The organism is Stenotrophomonas maltophilia (genome assembly GCF_003970865.1).
Classification (GTDB): Bacteria; Pseudomonadota; Gammaproteobacteria; order Xanthomonadales; family Xanthomonadaceae; genus Stenotrophomonas; species Stenotrophomonas maltophilia_AR.
Genome location: NZ_RXLZ01000001.1, coordinates 90558 through 110391, shown reverse-complemented (window position 1 = coordinate 110391; position 19834 = coordinate 90558). Strand labels below are relative to the sequence as shown.

Annotated in this window: 19 protein-coding genes; 9 read left to right on the top strand and 10 right to left on the bottom strand. The window is 66.6% G+C overall.

Annotated elements, in window-relative coordinates; all coding sequences use genetic code 11:
* Positions 1–5: 5 nt before the first annotated feature.
* The gene (locus EKL94_RS00515; protein ID WP_126927548.1) at positions 6–485 is read right to left on the bottom strand and encodes a glutathione peroxidase; all 480 of its coding nucleotides are present in this window, start codon (positions 483–485) and stop codon (positions 6–8) included.
* A 130-nt stretch (positions 486–615) separates the two neighbouring features.
* Here EKL94_RS00515 and EKL94_RS00510 point away from each other — a divergent pair, with 130 nt between their 5' ends.
* Positions 616–2784 carry a M3 family metallopeptidase gene (locus EKL94_RS00510; RefSeq protein ID WP_126927547.1) on the top strand — a complete coding sequence of 723 codons (2169 nt, stop codon included), beginning with the start codon at positions 616–618 and terminating at the stop codon, positions 2782–2784.
* Between the two features lie 176 nt (positions 2785–2960).
* Here the strand turns inward: EKL94_RS00510 and cfa are convergent, their stop codons facing one another.
* From cfa to EKL94_RS00495, 3 genes are read right to left on the bottom strand one after another with little or no spacing between them, the layout of a single operon-like run.
* Complete coding sequence (cfa, locus tag EKL94_RS00505; RefSeq protein ID WP_126927546.1) at positions 2961–4076, bottom strand: cyclopropane fatty acyl phospholipid synthase; 1116 nt, start codon at positions 4074–4076, stop codon at positions 2961–2963.
* A 19-nt stretch (positions 4077–4095) separates the two neighbouring features.
* On the bottom strand, positions 4096–4977 hold the full coding sequence (locus EKL94_RS00500) for a DUF3298 and DUF4163 domain-containing protein (RefSeq protein ID WP_126927545.1): 882 nt from the start codon (positions 4975–4977) through the stop codon (positions 4096–4098).
* A 37-nt stretch (positions 4978–5014) separates the two neighbouring features.
* Positions 5015–5317, bottom strand: coding sequence for a GNAT family N-acetyltransferase (locus tag EKL94_RS00495; protein ID WP_126927544.1), 303 nt, complete (start codon positions 5315–5317; stop codon positions 5015–5017).
* A 185-nt stretch (positions 5318–5502) separates the two neighbouring features.
* Between EKL94_RS00495 and EKL94_RS22310 the strand changes: the two genes are divergently transcribed.
* Positions 5503–5688 (top strand): hypothetical protein, encoded by a 186-nt coding sequence (locus tag EKL94_RS22310; RefSeq protein ID WP_049421514.1) that lies wholly within the window; start codon positions 5503–5505, stop codon positions 5686–5688.
* 43 nt (positions 5689–5731) lie between these two features.
* Here EKL94_RS22310 and EKL94_RS00490 read toward each other — a convergent pair whose 3' ends face one another.
* Positions 5732–6358 carry a rhomboid family intramembrane serine protease gene (locus EKL94_RS00490; protein ID WP_057500143.1) on the bottom strand — a complete coding sequence of 209 codons (627 nt, stop codon included), beginning with the start codon at positions 6356–6358 and terminating at the stop codon, positions 5732–5734.
* Positions 6359–6365: 7 nt separating this feature from the next.
* Entirely contained in the window at positions 6366–7931 is a 1566-nt protein-coding gene (locus EKL94_RS00485) for a POT-type proton-dependent oligopeptide transporter (protein ID WP_005413967.1), read from the bottom strand.
* A gap of 163 nt (positions 7932–8094) precedes the next feature.
* Between EKL94_RS00485 and EKL94_RS00480 the strand changes: the two genes are divergently transcribed.
* Positions 8095–8940 (top strand): endonuclease/exonuclease/phosphatase family protein, encoded by an 846-nt coding sequence (locus EKL94_RS00480; RefSeq protein WP_126927543.1) that lies wholly within the window; start codon positions 8095–8097, stop codon positions 8938–8940.
* Between the two features lie 101 nt (positions 8941–9041).
* Here the strand turns inward: EKL94_RS00480 and EKL94_RS00475 are convergent, their stop codons facing one another.
* On the bottom strand, positions 9042–9653 hold the full coding sequence (locus EKL94_RS00475; RefSeq protein WP_005410310.1) for a superoxide dismutase: 612 nt from the start codon (positions 9651–9653) through the stop codon (positions 9042–9044).
* A gap of 220 nt (positions 9654–9873) precedes the next feature.
* On the opposite strand from EKL94_RS00475, the gene EKL94_RS00470 reads away from it, so the two are divergent.
* Complete coding sequence (locus EKL94_RS00470; RefSeq protein ID WP_126927542.1) at positions 9874–10326, top strand: guanyl-specific ribonuclease; 453 nt, start codon at positions 9874–9876, stop codon at positions 10324–10326.
* Positions 10326–10739, top strand: coding sequence for a barstar family protein (locus EKL94_RS00465; protein ID WP_126927541.1), 414 nt, complete (start codon positions 10326–10328; stop codon positions 10737–10739). Before EKL94_RS00470 ends, EKL94_RS00465 begins: the two co-directional genes overlap by 1 nt.
* 141 nt (positions 10740–10880) lie before the next feature.
* On the opposite strand, the gene EKL94_RS00460 is transcribed toward EKL94_RS00465, so the two are convergent.
* Together EKL94_RS00460 and EKL94_RS00455 are read right to left on the bottom strand one after the other, a co-directional pair.
* Positions 10881–12647 (bottom strand): hypothetical protein, encoded by a 1767-nt coding sequence (locus tag EKL94_RS00460; protein ID WP_126927540.1) that lies wholly within the window; start codon positions 12645–12647, stop codon positions 10881–10883.
* 10 nt (positions 12648–12657) lie between these two features.
* Positions 12658–13257, bottom strand: a complete 600-nt coding sequence (locus EKL94_RS00455; RefSeq protein ID WP_010486746.1) for an NfuA family Fe-S biogenesis protein — start codon at positions 13255–13257, stop codon at positions 12658–12660.
* 90 nt (positions 13258–13347) lie between these two features.
* Here EKL94_RS00455 and EKL94_RS00450 point away from each other — a divergent pair, with 90 nt between their 5' ends.
* The 3 genes from EKL94_RS00450 to zupT all read left to right on the top strand — a co-directional run bounded on the left by EKL94_RS00450 (position 13348) and on the right by zupT (position 15019).
* Positions 13348–13698 carry a 4a-hydroxytetrahydrobiopterin dehydratase gene (locus EKL94_RS00450; RefSeq protein WP_006377739.1) on the top strand — a complete coding sequence of 117 codons (351 nt, stop codon included), beginning with the start codon at positions 13348–13350 and terminating at the stop codon, positions 13696–13698.
* The gene (locus EKL94_RS00445; protein ID WP_126927539.1) at positions 13695–14111 is read left to right on the top strand and encodes an energy transducer TonB; all 417 of its coding nucleotides are present in this window, start codon (positions 13695–13697) and stop codon (positions 14109–14111) included. Before EKL94_RS00450 ends, EKL94_RS00445 begins: the two co-directional genes overlap by 4 nt.
* Before the next feature lie 98 nt (positions 14112–14209).
* Positions 14210–15019 (top strand): zinc transporter ZupT, encoded by an 810-nt coding sequence (gene zupT, locus EKL94_RS00440; RefSeq protein WP_126927538.1) that lies wholly within the window; start codon positions 14210–14212, stop codon positions 15017–15019.
* 87 nt (positions 15020–15106) lie between these two features.
* Here zupT and EKL94_RS00435 read toward each other — a convergent pair whose 3' ends face one another.
* Complete coding sequence (locus EKL94_RS00435) at positions 15107–16081, bottom strand: RluA family pseudouridine synthase (protein WP_126927537.1); 975 nt, start codon at positions 16079–16081, stop codon at positions 15107–15109.
* A gap of 407 nt (positions 16082–16488) precedes the next feature.
* Here EKL94_RS00435 and EKL94_RS00430 point away from each other — a divergent pair, with 407 nt between their 5' ends.
* Positions 16489–19776 (top strand): Rne/Rng family ribonuclease, encoded by a 3288-nt coding sequence (locus EKL94_RS00430; protein WP_126927536.1) that lies wholly within the window; start codon positions 16489–16491, stop codon positions 19774–19776.
* The last annotated feature ends 58 nt before the right edge of the window (positions 19777–19834 follow it).

The following is a 19834-nucleotide window of genomic DNA, read 5'->3' as shown; positions in this document are numbered from 1 at the left end:
ACCCTTCACAGCAGCGCTTCGATCTCGTCGCGCAGCTGCTCCGGCCTGGTGGTGGGCGCATGCCGCGACACCACCCGCCCCTGGCGATCGACCAGGAACTTGCTGAAATTCCACTTGATGCGGGCGCTACCCAGCAGGCCGCGCTTCTCGCGTGACAGCCATGCCCACAACGGATCAGCCCCCTCGCCGTTGACCTCGATCTTCTCCGACAGCGGGAAGCTGACCGGATAGTCCAGCGAACAGAACTGGCGGATCTGCGCGGCATCGCCGGGTTCCTGCGCGCCGAACTGGTTGCACGGGAAGCCGATCACCACCAGGCCGCGCTCGCGGTAGTCCTGCCACAGCTGTTCCAGCCCGGTGTACTGCGGGGTGAAGCCACAGCGGCTGGCGACGTTCACCAGCAGCAACGGGTGGCCCTGATAACGGGCCAGCGCCTGCGGCTGGCCGTCGAGGTCACGGAAGCTGAAATCGTAGGCAGTGGTCATGGCAGCGGGCCCTGGGCGGTGAACGCATGGTACCCGCGCCCGGCCCCGGCAACATGCCTTTTGACACAAGTGCAAGCGCCGCCGACCGGGTTACCCTCGGGCCCTTGTTTGCCTTACCGGAGTTCCTACCTTGACCACTCGCCTTGCCCTTGCCGTGGCCATGTCCCTCGGCCTTGCCCTGCCCGCCTTCTCGGCCGGCGCCGCCACCCCGGCTGCCAGCACCAATGCCCAGCAGGCCAATCCGTTCTTCGCCGAAAGCCCGCTGCCGCTGCACTTCCCGCAGTTCGACAAGATCAAGGACAGCGACTTCGCCCCGGCCTTCGACGCCGGCATGGCGCAGCAGCTGAAGGAAGTGGAAGCGATCGCCAACAACAAGGCCAAGCCGACCTTCGACAACACCATCATCGCCCTGGAAAAGAGCGGTGACGTCCTCGACCGCGCGACCACCGTGTTCTTCAGCCTGGTCGGCGCCGACACCAACGACACCCGCAAGAAGCTGCAGGCCGACTACTCGGCCAAGTTCGCTGCGCACAGCGATGCGATCGCGCTGAACGGCAAGCTGTTCGCGCGCATCCAGGCACTGTATGACAGCCGCACCACCCTGGGCCTGGATGCAGAAGGCGTGCGCCTGGTCGAGAAGTACTACGACAACTACGTGCGCGCCGGCGCCAAGCTGTCCGAGGCCGACAAGGCCACGCTGAAGAACATGAATGCCGAGCTGGCCAACCTGGGCACCAAGTTCAGCCAGAACGTGCAGTCGGAAGTGAACGCCTCTGCGATCACCGTCGACGACGTCAAGGAGCTGGACGGCCTGTCCAAGGAGCAGATTGCTGCCGCCGCCGAAGCCGCCAAGGCCCGTGGCCTGGAAGGCAAGTACGTGATCACCCTGCTCAACACCACCGGCCAGCCGCCGCTGACCAACCTGGCCAACCGCGCCCTGCGCCAGAAGATCTACGAAGCTTCGACCACCCGTGGCAGCCGCGGCGGTGAGTTCGACAACACCGCACTGGTCTCGCGCATCATGCAGCTGCGTGCCGACAAGGCCAAGCTGATGGGCTTCCCGAACTTCGCCGCCTACAACTTGACCAACCAGACCGCCAAGACCCCGGAAGCGGTCAACGCGATGCTGGGCAAGCTGGCTCCGGCCGCCGTGGCCAACGCCAAGCGCGAAGCCGCCGACCTGCAGGCGATGATCGACAAGGAACAGAAGGCCGCGCGCAAGCCGACCTTCCAGCTGGAGCCGTGGGACTGGGCCTTCTACAGCGAGAAGGTGCGCCAGGCCAAGTACAACTTCGACGAGTCGCAGCTGAAGCCGTACTTCGAAATGAAGAACGTGCTGGAGAACGGCGTGTTCTACGCCGCGGGCCAGGAATTCGGCCTGACCTTCAAGCAGCGCACCGACCTGCCGGTCTACCACGATGACGTCACCGTCTACGACGTGTTCGACGCCGACGGCAGCCAGCTGGCGATCTTCATCTTCGACCCGTATGCACGCGCCTCCAAGCGCGGTGGTGCGTGGATGAACTCCTACGTCTCGCAGTCCAAGCTGACCGGCTTCAAGCCGGTGGTCGCCAACCACCTGAACATCCCGAAGCCGCCGGCCGGCCAGCCGACCCTGCTGACCTGGGATGAGGTGAACACCACCTTCCACGAGTTCGGCCACGCCCTGCACGGCATGTTCTCCAACGTGAAGTACCCGTACTTCTCGGGCACCTCGGTGCCGCGTGACTTCGTCGAGTTCCCCTCGCAGGTCAACGAGATGTGGTCGGACAACCCGGTCATCCTGAAGAACTACGCCAAGCACTACCAGAACGGCTCGGCGATGCCGCAGGCGCTGCTGGACAAGGTGCTGGCGGCGGCCAAGTTCAACCAGGGCTTCGCCACCACCGAGTACCTGGGTGCGGCCATGCTTGATCAGCGCTGGCACCAGATCGGCGCCGACCAGGTGCCGGCTGCCAAGGACGTGATGGCCTTCGAGCGCGCTGCGCTGGAGAAGGACGGCATCTACTACGCGCCGGTTCCGCCGCGCTACAAGACCCCGTACTTCAGCCACATCATGGGCGGCTACTCGGCCGGCTACTACGCCTACATCTGGTCGGAAGTGCTCGACGCCAACACCCAGAAGTGGTTCAAGGACAACGGCGGCCTGAGCCGCAAGAACGGCGACCACTTCCGCGCCACCCTGCTGTCCAAGGGCGGCAGCGTGGATGCCATGCAGCTGTTCCGCGATTTCGCCGGCCACGAGCCGCAGATCGAACCGCTGCTGGAAAAGCGTGGCCTGACCGGCGCCGGCAACTGATCGCCCGCGCGGTAGCGTGAAACGAAAACCGCCCGGGAGACCGGGCGGTTTTTTTTCGTTGGGCCATCCACGCATGGCGTGGATCTACTACTGGGAACCATCCATGCATCGCGTGGATCCACCATACGATTGCGTGATCGCAGTAGATCCATGCCATGCGTGGATGATCCTCCAGATCAACGCGGCGCCACATACCCACTCGGCACGCCTTCCGGCGACAGCACCAGCTGCCACAACTGCGCGTGCCGGCAACGGAAGGTCGCCATCGACCCGGCCAGGTAGAAACGCCACATGCGCCGGAAATGCTCGTCGTAACCCGCGTCCAGCCGTGGCCACGCCGCTTCCACGTTGCGCCGCCAGGCTTGCAGGGTCAGGTCGTAGTCGGTGCCGAAGTTGTGCCAATCCTCCAGCACGAAACGTCCTTCGAATGCCTTGCTGATCTGCACCGCCGACGGCAGCATCGAATTGGGGAAGATGTAGCGCGCGATCCACGGATCAGTGCGATGCCGCGAGATGTTGGTGCCGATGCTGTGCAACAGCAGCAGGCCGCGCGGCGACAGGCAGCGCCTGGCCACCTCGAAGAAACTGGCGTAGTTCTTGTCGCCGACGTGCTCGAACATCCCGATCGAAAAGATCGCATCGAACGGTTCGTCCAGTTCGCGGTAGTCCTGCAGGCGGATCTCGATCGGCAGGCCAGCACACAAGTCTTGTGCGAACTCGGCCTGTTCCTGCGAAATGGTCACGCCGACGCCGCTGACGCCGTAACGCTCGGCAGCGAACTTCAGGGCTTCGCCCCAGCCACAGCCGATGTCCAGCACACGCTGCCCCGGGCGCAGCCTCAGCTTGCGGCAGACCAGTTCGAGCTTGGCTTCCTGCGCGGCATCGAGATCGTCGGCATTGCGCCAGTAGCCACAGCTGTAGACCAGGCGCCGGCCCAGCATGGCCTGGTAGAGATCATTGCCGAGGTCGTAGTGACGGCGGCCGACTTCGTAGCTGCCCTGCCCCACCTGCAGGTTGAACAGGCGCGCCTTCAGCGCATCGGCCACTTCGCGCCAACCGTGCACCCGTTCGTCCAGGTGCGCCCGCATCAGGTGGACGAGGAATTCATCCAGGACGTTGGCATCCCACCAACCGTCCATGTAGCTTTCGCCGAGGCCAAGCGAGCCGTGCGCCATGACCCGCGCGAAGAAGCGCGGGTCATGTACCTGGATATCCTGTGGCTGGGTACCACCGATGCGGACCCCGGCTTCCTGCAGCAGGCCGGCGACCCGCTCCTGCAACCCTGTATCCACGCCACCTCCTCCACTGCGGTCAACCGCGTGCGAACAGCTCCACGTAGTCCTTGGCCACGTGCGGCAACAGCACCGCCGCCGGGACATCGGCGGTCTGGGTGCCGTCCGAGTATGGACCCACCTGGTACGGCGGGAAAACAAAGCGCAGCGCGGTGATCTGCCCCTTGTCGTCGGTCAGCGGCTGGAACTGGCTGAAATTGTCGGCCTGCGGGCCGGTACCGTCGGCGATCATGCGCGATGCGTTGCGCAGCGATTCCTGCAGCTGGGCCGGGTCCATGTCCTCGCCGCTGAGGCGGGTGGCCACGCGTTCGCGCAGCTGGTCGGCGACGAAATCACTGATCGCCTTCCAGCCCTTGGCATCGGCCACCAGCTTGTCGGCACTAAGCATCTGCTGCTGCGCCGGCAGCCACACGAAGCGCGCAACCAGCGGTTCACCGTGGGCGCCACCGGTGTAGCGGCTGCCATCGGCACTGACCACCACCAGCTGCGGGGTTTCCAGCAGCTTCTCGAAACTCAGCGACAGCTCGTAGGGCATGGTCGGCTTGTCGTTGCCGAGTCCGTCCAGCGCCTGTTGCAAGTCACTGCGCGCACTCGTTGCATAGCTTTGCAGCGCGCGGGCCAGGCCCGGGTAGCGGTCGATGCCGGCCGGGTAGCTGATGCCCACCACTTCGCGCTCGTTGTTTTCGATCACATCGCGCAGGTCCAGCGGCGCTTCCGTGGCCGGCGTTTCGCCTGCGGCGGTGGCCTCGGCGGCGGGTGCCGCGTCGGTCGCCGGTGCCGGCTCGCTTTCACGCTGGCAACCGGCCAGCAACAGCACGCCCACCACGCCGGCCAGCACGCTGCCGTGCAATGGCCGGTTGTTTCCAATCTTCATCGGGATCCCCTGTTCATGTTTGTACATCATCGCCTGCCATGGCTGAAGCGTGGCCCGCTGGCATTCAGCCAACGAGCAGGTCGTGGAACTCCTCATGCCGCTGCAGGAAGGCCTCGGCGTAGGAACATGCCGGCACCACCTTGTACTTCTGCTCACGGGCAAAACGCAGCGCCACACGGGTCAGTTCACCGGCGATGCCTCGGCCGGCGATCGGCTCGGGCACCTCGGTATGCGTGATGACCATGCGCCTGCGCTTGATCTGGTAATCCAGCACCGCCAGCTGTCCGCGCACACGGGCGGTGAAGCGATGGTTGGCCAGGTCGTGTTCGACCTCGTAGGCCAGACCGGGGGGCGTGACCGAAGCCATGGAACTGTCTCCTGCGGCGACTGCGTGGATGGTGCGCAGCCGGGCGCCATGATCGCGTGAAGCCTGAACAGGGGCAAGTCCGATCCATTCACGTCAGATTGCGACCCTCAAGCTGGAGCGCTGGCGGCCGCTATCGCCTGTGGAGGGGTACAGCCAGGCTGGCACGACCCTTGCGACCGTTGATCATGCGCACCACCGCGGAGGCTCCGATGCACCCCAGCGATTCCCATTCAGATACCGACCGCGCCCTGCTGGAGGGCCTGCTGCAACTGGCGGTGGAAGGGCAGACCCAGGACCAGGATTTCCAGCGCATCGGCGAAGAAGTGTTCGCCCGCCTGCTGGATACCTACGGCCAGCAGCCCACGCTCTGAAACAGTCGGGGCGGATCGGCACCGATCCGCCCCGTCGCCTGCTTCAACCGCCGCCGAGGCGGAAGGTCGGGTTGGAAAGCTCGCGCAGGAAGTGGTTGAAGATGCTCGGCTGCATGGCCAGCATGAAGATCACGCCGAACGCCGCGCCCGCCAGGTGGGCGCTATGGTTGATCCGGTCACCGCCGCGCTTGTCCATCCAGATGCTGTAGCCGACGTAGAACGCGGCGTAGACGATGGCCGGCGCCGGGATGAAGAACACCAGGATGATCGACCACGGCTTGATCAGGATGAAGGCGAACAGCACCGCCGACACCGCCCCGGACGCACCCAGGCTGAGGTAGTTCGGGTTCTTCTGGTTCTTCAGGTAGCTGGGCAGGATCGAGACCAGCAGCGCACCGATGTAGAACGCAGGGTAGGTCAGGTAGCTGCCGGTCAGCTGCACCATCACGCTCTCGATGAATCCCCCGAAGAAGAACAGGGTGATCATGTTGAAGATCAGGTGCGACCAGTCGGCATGGATGAAGCCATAGGTCACCAGCCGGTCGTACTGGCGGTGACGGTCGATGGCCGGCGGCCACAGGATCAGGCGGTCGGCCAGCTTGCGGTTGTTGAACGCCATCCACGACAGGATGGCGGTGATGGCGATCAACAGCAGATTGACGGGGGTCATGTCAGGCTCAGGCGCTACGGTAGTTGTCGACCATACGATAGCGTTTCGCATACCAACCGAAGGCCAACGCCGCGACGAAGGCGAAACCGGCGAAGAAGAACATCAGGAATGCCGCTTCGCTCAGGCCCGTACTGGCGATCTTGTGGGTCACCGCATCGTTGCGCACGGCAGCGTTGGACAGCAGCACCCACAGGTTGCCGATGGTGGTGGTCAGGTTCCAGAAGCTCATCACCACGCCCTTCATCGCCTGCGGCGCCTGGCTGTAGGCGAACTCCAGGCCGGTGGCCGAGACCAGTACCTCACCGAAGGTCAGCAGCGCGTACGGCAGCATCTGCCAGAAGATCGACATGGCGTTGCCACCGTCCATCACCACCTGGATGCCGCCCACCACGATCCAGGCCAGGCCGCTGAAGGCGATGCCGGCGGTCATCCGGCGCAGCGCGGTCGGCTCGAAGCCGAAGCGGCGCAGGGCCGGGTACAGCACCAGGTTGTTGAACGGAATCAGGATCATCACCAGCAGCGGGTTCAATGCCTGCATCTGCGAGGCGGTGAACCAGCTCGGCATCTGCATCTGCTGGCCCTGCAGGACCCAGGTCGAGGCCTTCTGGTCGAACAGCGAGAAGAACGGCGTGGTCAGCGCGAAGATCACCAGTACCCGCAGCACCGAGCGCACACCCTCCACGGCTTCGGCCGGATGCTGGCCACGGGCGCGATCGAGCTGCAGCCAGGTGCCACCGCCGATGCCCGCCAGGATCGACACCAGCGCCAGGCACAGGCAGATGACGATGCCCAGCGAGCCTACCAGGCCGAACGAGGCCGCTGCCAGCACCAGGCCGAGCACGGCGATCACCAGGCCCGGACGGCCCTGGCCGGCCACGCGCGTGGTCAGTGCGGTACGCACCACGTTGGCGAACGAATGCGGATCCTTCGGCGGCAGCGGCACCAGCACGTAGCGCTTGCGGCCCAGCCAGAACACGAAGGTGGCGATGAACATCAGGATGCCCGGGATGCCGAACGCCCACTGCGGGCCCCAGTTCTTCAGCACCAACGGGATCAGCAGCGAGGCGAACAGCGAGCCGAAGTTGATGATCCAGTAGAAGGCGTCGAAGACGATCTTGGCCAGGTGCTTGTTGCTCTGGTCGAACTGGTCGCCCATGAACGAGGCCACCAGCGGCTTGATGCCACCGGCACCCAGCGCGATCAGGCCCAGGCCGAGGAAGAAGCCCTCGCGGCTGTTCTCGAACAGCGCCAGGCACAGATGGCCGGCACAGTAGACCAGGCTGAACCAGAGAATGGTGTGGTACTTGCCGAAGAACCTGTCGGCCAGCCAGCCTCCGAGCAGCGGGAAGAAATACACGCCGATCATGAAGCTGTGCATGATGTCCTTGGCTTCACCGGCACGGCCTTCCGCAGTAATTTCCTGCAGCAGCAGCGAGGTGATCAGGAACTGCACCAGGATGTTGCGCATCCCGTAGAAACTGAACCGCTCGCAGGCCTCATTGCCGATGATGTACGGGATCTGGCGCGGCATCTTTCCCTGGCCGGCGATGGGGGCAACTGCGTCGTGGCTCATCCTGTAAGGCAATCCTGCAAAGCGAAAGGCGCAAGATTACCGGAAGCAGGGCTTGCGAAGCACGCTGCAGGGCTGCATGACAACGGTGCCAATCCATGGCAGGCAGCGGCACTCCGTGCCGGAAGTCACGGCACCTGCACGACAAAAGCGTAAACTTATCGTTATGCGCCCCCTCGCCCCCGCCCGCCTCCTGCTCAGTTGCCTGGTGCTGCTGATGGCGCTGCAGGCACAGGCACGGCCGCAGGCACCAACCACGACGGCCAGCGAAAGCGAACCCCGCCAACTGACCGTGGCCGCGCTGGAGCTGCCCAGCCGCGATGATGCGCAGTGGAAGTTGCGCCGCGAGCAGGTCGCACAGTTGCTGACCGACCTGCAGCCGGACGTGATCTCAGTGCAGCAGGTGCTGCAGCAGCAGGGCCGCAACCCGGCCTGCTGGCTGGCCAGCCGGCTGCGCTACAGCTGCGACTTCGTTACCGCCGATCCGCCCAGCCAGCCGTTGCGGCATGGCAACGCGATGCTGACCCGGTTGCCGGTCAGCGAGGATGGCGTGACCCTGCTGCACCCACCCGGCACCTTCAGCGCCGCCGGCATGATGCGGCTGAAGCTGGGCGAGGCACTGGTCAACATCTATGTGGCACGGCTGCGCCCGGACCCGGACGAGGCCACCGCCCGCCAGCATCAGACCAGCGACCTGATGACCTGGATCGGCGCCACCGCAGAGGGGATGCCCAGCCTGATCGCCGGCGATTTCTCGGCAACCACCGTCGAGCTCGTGCGCAGCACCCCGGGGTTCCAGCCGGCCCGGCGCAATCCCGGCGGTCGCGTCGATGCGCCTGCGGCCAGTGGCGGCAGCAGCGGCCATGGCCTGGATGTGCTGTTCCAGGTCAAGCACTTCGGCGGCATCCGCCAGCAGCCGATCGTGCTGCCGGCCGACGGCGACCTGCCCGGCCTGCGCCTGGGCGTGATGGCCACCCTGCGCCTGCAGGGCGATACGGCCACCGCCGAATAGCCCGCCTTCGGCACCCACCAGGTCCTGCCCGACGTCCAGAAGCTGGCAAACAAAAAGGCCGGGGTCTCCCCCGGCCTTTTCAGTTCATCCCATTACCACGATCAGGCGATCGCTTCCTGGTAACGGCGCTCGACTTCGTTCCAGTCGATGACGTTGAAGAACGCGCCGATGTATTCCGGACGACGGTTCTGGTACTTCAGGTAGTACGCGTGTTCCCACACGTCCAGGCCGAGGATGGGGGTGTTGCCTTCCATCAGCGGGCTGTCCTGGTTGCCGGTGCTCTCAACCACGACCTTCTTGTCCGGGGTCACGCTCAGCCACGCCCAGCCGCTGCCGAAACGGGTCAGCGCAGCCTTGGTGAAGGCGTCCTTGAACTTGTCGAAGCCACCCAGGTCCTTGTCGATGGCCTTGGCCACGTCGCCCACCGGGTTGCCGCCAGCATTCGGAGCCATCACGGTCCAGAACAGCGAGTGGTTGGCATGGCCGCCACCGTTGTTGCGCACCGGACCCTGCAGGTTCTCCGGCAGCGACTTGAGCTTCTTCACCAGTTCTTCGACCGGCAGGTCAGCGTACTCGGTGCCTTCCAGCGCCGCGTTGACGTTGTTGATGTAGGTCTGGTGATGCTTGGTGTGATGGATTTCCATCGTCGCCGCATCGATATGCGGTTCCAGCGCGTCGTAGGCGTAGGACAGCTTGGGCAGGGTATAGGCCATGATGCATCTCCTGATTGCGAGGGCACCCGACGGTGTCGGGCGTTGCGCGGTGAATGATGGGGACAGACCGTCAGATTACCAAGGGGGATGTAAAGGAAATTGCGTCCTGCCAGTGAGCACGACGGCAATTGTTACGCAGCAGTGACGCGATGCCATCCTCATGCACCGTGCAGCGCACAGGCGCTACAGTGCCTGCACCGCCCTCGCCCGCTCCTTGCCCATGCGCAACCCCCGGCTGCTGATCACCGCCATCGCCCTGCTGCTGCTCGGCCTGGTCGTCAACCATTTCATGCAGCGCCCGCCGGCGCCGCAGTTCGCACCGGACCTGCAGGGTGCGCCTGCCGCGCGCGCACCGGCCACGGCCACGCCCGGCAAGGACAACGGTCTGCCCGCGTTCCTGCCCGCCGAAGCCCGGCAGACCATCGCCCTGATCCAGCGCGGCGGGCCGTTCCCGCACCGTCAGGACGGCAGCACCTTCGGCAACCGCGAACAGCAGCTGCCGCAGCGCCCGCGCGGCTACTACCGCGAATACACCGTCGATACCCCCGGCGCGCGCACCCGTGGCGCTCGCCGCATCGTCACCGGCGGCGATCCGCCGGAGGCGTGGTACTACACCGACGATCACTACGAATCGTTCCGCAGCTTCACCGTACCGGCCCAGGGAGCGCAGTGATGAGCCACGATGATTTCGGCCTCGGCCTGCATGACATCAACAATGCCGGCGTCTACGCCATCGACAGCGACGACATCGACGCACTGGCCGCAGCGATGCGCGATGCCGGGCTGAAGGTGATCCGCATCGATCTGGAAGGCGTGGCCGACAAGCGCACCCTGCTCGCCCGGCTGGCCACACAGCTGGATTTCCCGGCCGGTTTCGGCGGCAACTGGGATGCACTGTCGGACAACCTGCGCGACCTGCAATGGCTGCCGGCCAACGGCTACGCGCTGTTCCTGGCCGACGTGGATGCGCTGCGCGCCGGCGCGCAGAAGGACTTCGACACCCTGCTGGACGTGATGGACGAAACCAGCCGCGACTGGGTCGGCCGCGACGTCCCGTTCTGGGTGTTCCTGTCGCAGAGCGCGTAAGGGCAACGCCCTGGTGGATGCCGACCTAGGTCGGCATGCATTGATGCCTTGGTAGATGCCGACCTTGGTCGGCGCTTCTGTGCCAACCAAGGTTGGCACCTGCCCAAGCGCGAGCCGGCCAGCGTGTGGCGCGCGCCCTGCCTAGCGGCTGCCGTTATCTTCCTGCAGGTCTTTCTTGAACGGAATGTCCGGCGGCGGCCGCGCCACCGCCGGCTGGTCCTGCATGTTCGGATTGGTCAGGCCGCAGCCACCACCGGCCTGCAGGATCGAGATCACGCAGGAGATCTTCGTACTGGTACCCGGCAACGGAATCTCCATTGCCTTGACCCCCTTGCGCACCCACTCGGCCAGCAGCGATTCCTGCGGGACCCAGTACTTGTCGAACGAAGTGGGCGTGTAGTCGTAAGGCGGTCGCTTCAACCAGGTGCCCGATTGCGCGATGCGTTCCTTGCTCCAGCCATCGTTGGCGCCACCGGGCGCACCGCGCCCGGCACGACCCTCGCCTTCCTGGCCCGGCACGCGGACGCTGCCATCGGCATTGAACAGGCCACTGCCCTTGCCGGTGGTGCTGGCCTGGCGGGCGCCGTTGTCGGCGCCGTCATGGTTGCGGCTCGATGCACCCCAGTCGTCGCCCTTGGCGGGCGTGGCCCAGTTTCCCGGATTGGGGGCCGGGCGCGCTCCGGCCTGGGCCGGGGTCGTGCTGGATGCAGCAGGCCGCGCAGTGCTGCTGCTCGCCTGCGCCGCACTGCCATTGGCTACCGGCACGGGCGTTGCCGTGGATGAATTCCCACTGGAAGACGAAGGGGCCGCCGCCGGTGCCGAGGCCACTTCGCGCTCGCGCACCTGTACGTCACGACCCGCTGGCGCACGCACCGCCGGTTCACGACCGGCGACGGTTGCCATCCGCACCTGCGGATCGACCACCGCCTGCACTTCACGCTCGCGCACCTGCACGTCGCGCTGCGGCACGCGCACCTGCACATCGGCCGTGCGCAGCGGCTGCGACACCGTCGGTACATCGACCGTACTGACTTCGCGCTCCTGCACCGGGATGTCACGCAGCTGCTGCGTCCGCACCGCGATCTCCGGCGCACGCGGTGCGGTTGGGGTTGGCGGCGCCTGCACCGGCTGCACGCTGCGCTCGCGCACCGTGGGCGTGGTGTCACGCGGCACGATGCTGACCTCGGTACGCGGCACGCTGACCGGCGGCACCACGAAATCCGTACTGGCCTGCGCCACTTCGGTGGCCTGCACCGGCGACGGTGGCGGGGCCGCAAGCGGAGCCGGCTCGGCTTCGGCCGGCGGCGACGGCACGCTGGCTGTCGGCGCTGGAGCCGGTGCGGGCGCAGGCGCCGATGCGGCCGCAGGACGCGGCTCAGGTGCCGTCGCTGCCCCTGCTTCCTGGCCGGCGGCAACCTGCCCGGCCGGTGCAGCCGCAGCCGCTTCGGCACCGGGCTGATCGCCCCCGCCTTCCTGGCTGGCGCGACCGACGAATTCCACCTGCACACGCTCGCCTTCGGCGCCCTCTGCTTCCGGCGCCGTGGTGCGGATCACCGCAACCCACAGCAGCAGCATGAAGAACAGCAGGTGCAGCAGCGCGCTGGCCAACGCCGAGGTCCAGCGCATCCAGCGCTGATCGCGCGGCGCAGCGTTCCAGTCCTGCCAGAACAACCGGCGCAGCGCCTGCCACGGTGACAGCCGGGGCGATTGGCCCGGCCGCCCAGGCAGCGGGCGCGGCAGCAATACCGCAATCACTTCGCGGGCGTGGAACGGCCGCGGCAGCGGGCCCAGCGAGCGCAGCCACAGCGCCCAGCCATAGGGCAGGCGCGTGGACTTCTCGAGGACGGCGCGTGGCTGCTGGCGGGCCAGCAGCAGATCAATGAGTTGCTCGGCCCGGGTCAGAGGCACGCGTCAGCGGTCAGGCGACGTTGCCGCGCGGGATGTACGGCGCGTGGCCGCTGTCGTGGTCGGTCGCGTCGCGCACGGCGGTCACGCCCGGCACGCGGCCCATCAGGGTCTTCTCGATACCTTGCTTGAGCGTCACGTCGGCCATGCCACAGCCCTGGCAGCCACCACCGAAGCGCAGCAGCACCACGCCGTCGGCCGAAACTTCCTGCACGGCCACCTTGCCGCCATGCGAGGCCAGCTGCGGATTGACTTCGTTCTCCACCACCCAGTGCACGCGCTCGACCAGCGACGCGGCATCGCCGGGGGCCTCGCCCTTGATGCGCGGTGCCTTGATGGTCAGCTGCTGGGTACCGGCGGTGCCGGCGACGATGTCGATCTCGGCGCCGTCGAGCCAGCCGACGCTGCTCGCATCGACGTAGAGGGTGAAGCCATCGCAGTCCACCGCCCACTCGTCACCGAGCAGGTCGGTCGGTTCGGCGAATTCCAGCCGGGCATCGGCGCGCGGGGTACCGGGGTCGACCGCGCTCAGGCGCACGCCCATGCCGGGCACGCCCTCGCGTTCGATCAGCTTGCGGAAATGGGTCTGGGCAGTGTCGGAGATCTGGATCATCAGGCTATTCTAGCCAAGTAAGCGTCAGCCGCTCATTCGGTTTATACACCGTCCGGCGCATTGTTCAGTCAACACGAGGTGGAGATTCCCATGGCCGACCTGATTCCACTGGCCCAGGCCCGTTGCGTGCCGCGCAAAGGCAGCGACCACAAGCTCGGCGAAGCCCGCCTGGCCGAACTGCTGCCGCAAGTTCCCGGCTGGGAGCTGAGCGAGGGTGGCCAGGCCCTGCTGCGCACCTTCCGCTTCAAGAATTACTACGCCACGATGGCCTTCGTGAACGCGCTGGCCTGGATCGCCCATCACGAGGACCACCATCCGGACCTGGGCGTGCACTACGACCGCGCGGTCGTGCGCTTCTCCACCCACGACGTGGGCGGCCTGAGCGAGAACGACTTCATCTGCGCGGCAAAGACTTCGGCCCTGACGGAGCAACTGCCATGAACGTACGTTTGCTGAGCCTGTCCCTGATCGCTGCGACCGGCCTGGCCGGCTGCGGCACGTCGGAACCGCCGGCACCACCACCGCCGCCGCCGACCGAAGTGGCCGCGGTGAAGACGCCGCCGCCGCAGTACCCGCTCGAGCTGGCCTGCATGGGTGTAGGCGGCACCAGCACCTTCAAGGTGACCATCGGCACCGACGGCAAGCCAAGCGAGGTCGCCCTGTTGACCGGCGCCGGCAACGCGCAGCTGGACGAACTGGCCAAGACGGCCGTTCAGGGCTGGCAGTTCAAGGCCGCCACCCGCAACGGCGCTGCAGTGCCGGCCACCATCCAGGTGCCGGTCAGCTTCAACCCGCCGCAGCCGAAGCCCGACCAGTGCTTCGCCATCGAAGAACGCCTGCGCCGCGGCGGCTGATCGCGCGCGCCCCGACGAGGCCAGCCGACGCCCGCCTCGCCCTCCCCGCCCCGGGTTCATCCGGGGCGGCTGTCTGTTGACCAGGACCGCGTCGGTACATGCTGCAGATTCCCCCCGAAAATGTCTGGATCGCACTGGCGGTCACCCTCGCGGCCGGCCTGGCCACCGCCATCGGCAGCCTGCTGGTGCTGTTCTCGCGCCGGCCCAACCCGCGCCTGCTGGCCTTCGGCCTGGCTTTCGCCGGCGGTGCGATGGTCTATGTGTCGCTGTCGGAGATCCTCAACAAGTCCATTGCCTCGTTCGCCCTGGCCTATGGCGAGCGCACCGGCTTCACCTACGGCACCCTGGCTTTCCTGCTGGGCGTGATCGTGATCGTGCTGATCGACCACTTCATTCCCAACCCACATGACAGCCTGGACAAGCAGGACCCTGCGTTCCGCGAGAACAGCCGCGAGTACCTGAAACGGGTCGCGCTGCTGACCTCGATCGCCATCACCGCGCACAATTTCCCGGAAGGCCTGGCGACGTTCTTCGCGACGCTGGAAAGCCCCTCGGTAGGCATGCCGCTGGCCTTCGCCATCGCCATCCACAACATTCCCGAGGGCATCGCGATCGCGGTGCCGGTGTACTTCGCCACCCAGAACAAGCTCTACGCGTTCACCGCCAGCCTGCTGTCCGGGCTGGCAGAGCCAGTGGGCGCGGCGATCGGCTACGTGCTGCTGTCCGGATCGCTGTCGCACGCCACCTTCGGCTGGGTGTTCGGACTGATCGCCGGCGTGATGGTGTTCCTGGCGCTGGATGAACTGCTGCCGGCAGCCAAACGCTATGCCAAGGGCCACGAGACGGTATATGGCCTGGTGGCCGGCATGGGCACGCTGGCGATCAGCCTGGTGCTGTTCAAGTGGTGAACGACCCAGAAGGGCGCATCCACGCATGGCGTGGATCTACCCAAACAAGGTAGCGGCCGGGCCTGCCCCGGCGCTACCCGGTCATTGTCAGCGGAGCCGGTCCAGCGCCTCGACCAACTCGTCGGCCAGCGGCGCATTCAACACGTACGGACTCTTGCCCGCGTCCAGCGCGAACTCCAGCGACGCCGCGTGCAGGAACAGGCGCTTCAGCCCGATCTGCTCACGAAGCCGCTTGTTGACCGCAGGATCACCGTATTTGTCGTCACCGGCCACCGGATGCCCCAGATGCTGGGCATGCACGCGGATCTGGTGGGTGCGGCCGGTTTCGATGCGCACCTCACAGTACGAATGGCCGCCGCGGCGCTCCAGCACCCGGAAGTGGCTGATCGATTCCTTGCCAATCGCATTGACCTGCACATGGCGCTCGCCGCCCTGGCGCAGGCCTACGTGCAGCGGCGCGTCGACCGTCATCACGCCGTCCGGCATGCGTCCGGCCAACAGGGTCAGGTAGCGCTTGCGGATGCCGGCACCGTGGTCTTCACGCAGCAGCGCCTGCAGTTCGCTCAGCGCAGAGCGCTTCTTGGCCACGATCAACAGGCCCGAGGTGTCGCGATCCAACCGGTGGACCAGCTCGAGGGTCTGTCCCGGGCGCAGCGCACGCAGGGTCTCGATGGCGCCGAAACTGATGCCGCTGCCGCCATGGCTGGCCACACCAGTGGGCTTGTTCAGGGCCAGCAGGCGGGCATCCTCGAACACGATGGCCTGCTCCAGGCGGCGCATGAACGCCTCCGGCGGACCGGCCCTGTCTCCTTCTTCACTGAGACGGACCGGCGGTACGCGCACCTCGTCGCCCTCCTCCAGCTTGCGCTCTGCCTTGGCACGGCCGCCGTTCACCCGCACCTGGCCACTGCGCACCAGCTTGTAGACCAGGCTGCGCGGGGCACCCTTCAGCTGGCCGAGCAGGAAGTTGTCCAGGCGCTGGCCAGCGCGGTCGGCGGGAACGGTGATCATGCGCACGGAAGGCTTGTCGCCAGCGGGCTTGGTGGGGTCTTGGGCAGTCATCAGGCTGTTTATTCTGTTACACTCGGGGGGCGAGATAAGGGATTGATTTCGTTGGAAGTTACTCAGGGCCAGAAGCCCAGCTTCCGACGAATCCGGCACAGTGCGCGACCACCGCCCGCGGGGCGGCCATGTTAGCGGCTCACCGGCCTTCCCGGCCATCGCCGGATGCCTGACACGCAACCGTGCTGAACATGTCCCGCGTGGCGCTCCAGCCTGGCTGACAGCTGCCTGCGGCCTGTAACACCCCAAAACCCATAAGAGTGAAGCGCTCCCGCGGCCTGCCGTGGTGTCGTAGCGCTGGAAACCCAAGCCGCCCTCCCCGCGCTTGCGCGAATGGGCGGCGAACCGTGTCCAGAGGCGAAACCCCATGGCGTTCCGCGCGGTAGCCGCTTGCGAGGAACGCAACAATGAAGCGAATGCTGATCAACGCCACGCAGGCTGAAGAGCTGCGTGTTGCCATCGTGGATGGCCAGTCGTTGTATGACATCGACATCGAGCAGCCGTCGAAGGAACAGAAGAAGTCCAACATCTACAAGGGCCGGATCTTCCGCATCGAGCCCTCGCTGGAAGCCGCCTTCGTCGAATACGGCGGTGGCCGCCATGGCTTCCTGCCGCTGAAGGAAATCTCCCGCGATTACTTCCAGGCCGGTGTCGACCACAACAAGGCCGGCATCCGCGAACTGCTGAAGGAAGGCCAGGAGATCGTTGTCCAGGTCGACAAGGAAGAGCGTGGCAACAAGGGCGCCGCCCTGACCACGTTCATCTCGCTGGCCGGCCGCTACATGGTGCTGATGCCGAATTCGCCCAGCGCCGGCGGCGTGTCCCGTCGCATCGAGGGCGAAGACCGTGCCGCCCTGAAGGATGCCCTGGACAAGCTGAACATCCCCGACGAAATGGGCGTGATCATCCGTACCGCCGGCGTCGGCCGCGATGCGGAAGAGCTGCAGTGGGATCTGGACTACCTGCTCAACGTCTGGCGTGCCATCGCCGAAGCCGCACTGAGCAAGCCGGCCCCGTTCCTGATCTACCAGGAATCGCGCCTGATCGTGCGCGCCCTGCGTGACTACCTGCGCGCCGACATCGGCGAGATCCTGGTGGACACCGAGGAGATGTACGAGCACGCCCGCGAGTTCATGCAGCAGGTGATGCCGCAGACCCTGCGCAAGCTCAAGCACTACAAGGACGACATCCCGCTGTTCAACCGCTTCCAGATCGAGTCGCAGATCGAAGGCGCCTACGAGCGCAACGTGCGCCTGCCGTCGGGCGGCTCGATCGTGGTCGACCAGACCGAAGCGCTGACCGCGGTCGACGTCAACTCCTCGCGCGCCACCAAGGGCAGCGACATCGAGGACACCGCGTTCCAGACCAACCTGGAAGCGGCCGAGGAAGTGGCCCGCCAGCTGCGTCTGCGTGACCTGGGTGGCCTGGTGGTCATCGATTTCATCGACATGGCCTCCAACAAGCACCAGCGCGAGGTCGAGAACCGCCTGGCCAACGCGCTGAAGTACGACCGTGCCCGCGTCCAGGTCGGCCGCATCTCGCGCTTCGGCCTGCTGGAAATGAGCCGCCAGCGCCTGCGCCCGAGCCTGGGCGAGTCCAGCCAGATCGTCTGCCCGCGTTGCGACGGCCACGGCCGCATGCGCAGCGTCGAGTCGCTGTCGCTGTCGATCATCCGCGTCGCCGAAGAGCATGCGATGAAGGAGAACACCGGGCAGGTGCTGGTCCAGGCCCCGGTGGAGATCGCCAATTACCTGCTGAACGAAAAGCGCAGCGCCCTGCGCGAGATCGAGCAGCGCCACGAGGCGCCGATCGTGATCGTCGCCGACGAGCTGATGCACACCCCGCACTACACCGTGACCCGCCTGCGCGAGAACGAGCTGGGTGAAGAGAGCAACAAGCCCAGCTACCAGCGCGGCACCCCGCGCAAATTGCCGGTGCACGCGCTGACCAAGGGCCAGCTGAACATCCCGCCGCCGGCGGTGACCCAGGTCAAGCACACCTCCCCCGCCCCGGTGCGCGAGGAAGCGGAGCCGGCCGCAGCCGCTCCGGCCCCGGTCGTGGCAGCACCAGTGGCGCCGGCCCCGAGCGGCGGCGTGATCGGTTGGCTCAAGCGCGTGTTCGGTGGCGAACCGGCCCCGGCGCCGGCGCCAGCTGCGCCGGCGGGGCGTCAGTCGCAGGACGGTGGCCGCAAGGACCGCAACAAGGATCGCAACAAGGACCGCAAGGACCGTCGCGACGACAATCGTGGCAATGGCAACGCGCAGCAGCAGAAGGACGGCGGCAACCGCAAGGACCGTGGTGAGCAGCGCAACAAGGACGGCCGCAACGGCAACAACGGCAATGCCCAGCAGCAGCCGCAGCAGGGCAGGCAGAAGGAGCCGCAGCAGAAGGATGGCCAGCAGCAGCCGCAGCAGCAGAACAAGCCGCGCAACGAGCAGCAGGGCCAGAACCAGAACCAGAACCAGCAGCAGCCGAAGCTGAAGCAGCCGAAGCAGCCGCGCCAGCAGCAGGACGGTGACAAGCCGGCCGAGAAGCCGCAGCGCAGTGCCGCCGAAGCACCGGTCGACGCCGTGACCGCGGCAGCAGCCGTGGCCGCCACGGCCGTCGCCACCAACGTGGTGACCGCGCATGAAGCCACCGCGCCGGTTGCCCCGGTCGCCCCGGTTGCCCCGGTGGCCGCCGCTCCGGTGGACACCGCAGCACCGATCGAGGCCGCTGCCAACACTGCCAGCGAGGCCGAGGGGGTTGCGGTTGCCGGTGAAGAGGCTGCAACCGACGCCAACGGCGAGCAGGCAGGCGAAGGCGCGACCCGCCGTCGTCGTGGCCGTCGTGGTGGCCGTCGTCGTCGTCGCGGTGGCGCCGAGAACGCCGCCGGCAGCGACGCCCTGGGTGATGACCAGGACGATGGTGATGACGGTGATGACGCCGACGGCGCCGAGCCGAGCGTCGACAGCACTGTCGGCACTGCGCCGGTCGCTGCTGCGCAGCCGGCCCGTTCGCAGCCGGAGTTCGACTTCGATGACGAAGCCGAACCGGCCGCTGCCGACGCCGCGAAGCCGGTCCGTGCTGCCGCCGCCGTTGCCGCCGCACCGGTGGCAGTGGTGAGCAGCGCTGTGGTCGAAGCCGCCGCCCCGGTCGTGGCTGAAGTGCAGGCCCCGGTCGAAGCTGCGGCGAAGACTGAAGCGGTGTCCTCGCCGGTGCAGACCAGCATGCTCGATGCCATTGACGCTGCGACCCCGGCCCAGCCGGTAGCCGCTGCCGCGCCGGTGGTCGAAGCCATTGCGCCGGTGACCGAAGCACAGCCGGTGGCGGTTGAAGCCGCTCCGGTGGTTGAAGCCACTCCGGTGATCGAATCGAAGCCGGTGGCGGTCGAGGCTGCGCCGATTGTTGAAGCCAAGCCGGAGATTGTTGAAGTCGCTCCGGTGGTCGAAGCCAAGCCGGTGGCCGTTGAGGCTGCGCCGGTGGTTGAAGCCAAGCCGGTCGTCGAGCCCGTCGTGGTCGCCGAACAGCCGGTCGCTCCGGTGGCGGTGGAAGCCGCGCCGATCGAAGCCGCTGCCCCAGTCGCCGAAGCGGTGGTGACGCCGTCGATCGACCCGGTTGCCGATGGCCATGCCGACGCTGCAGCCCAGGCTGCAGAAGCCAAGGCCGATGAAGAAGACGAAGAGGCCGCCAAGCGCACGCCGCCGGCGAGCTGATCGCTCTTTGATCGCGTGAAAACGAAACGGCGGGGATCATTGATCCCCGCCGTTTTCG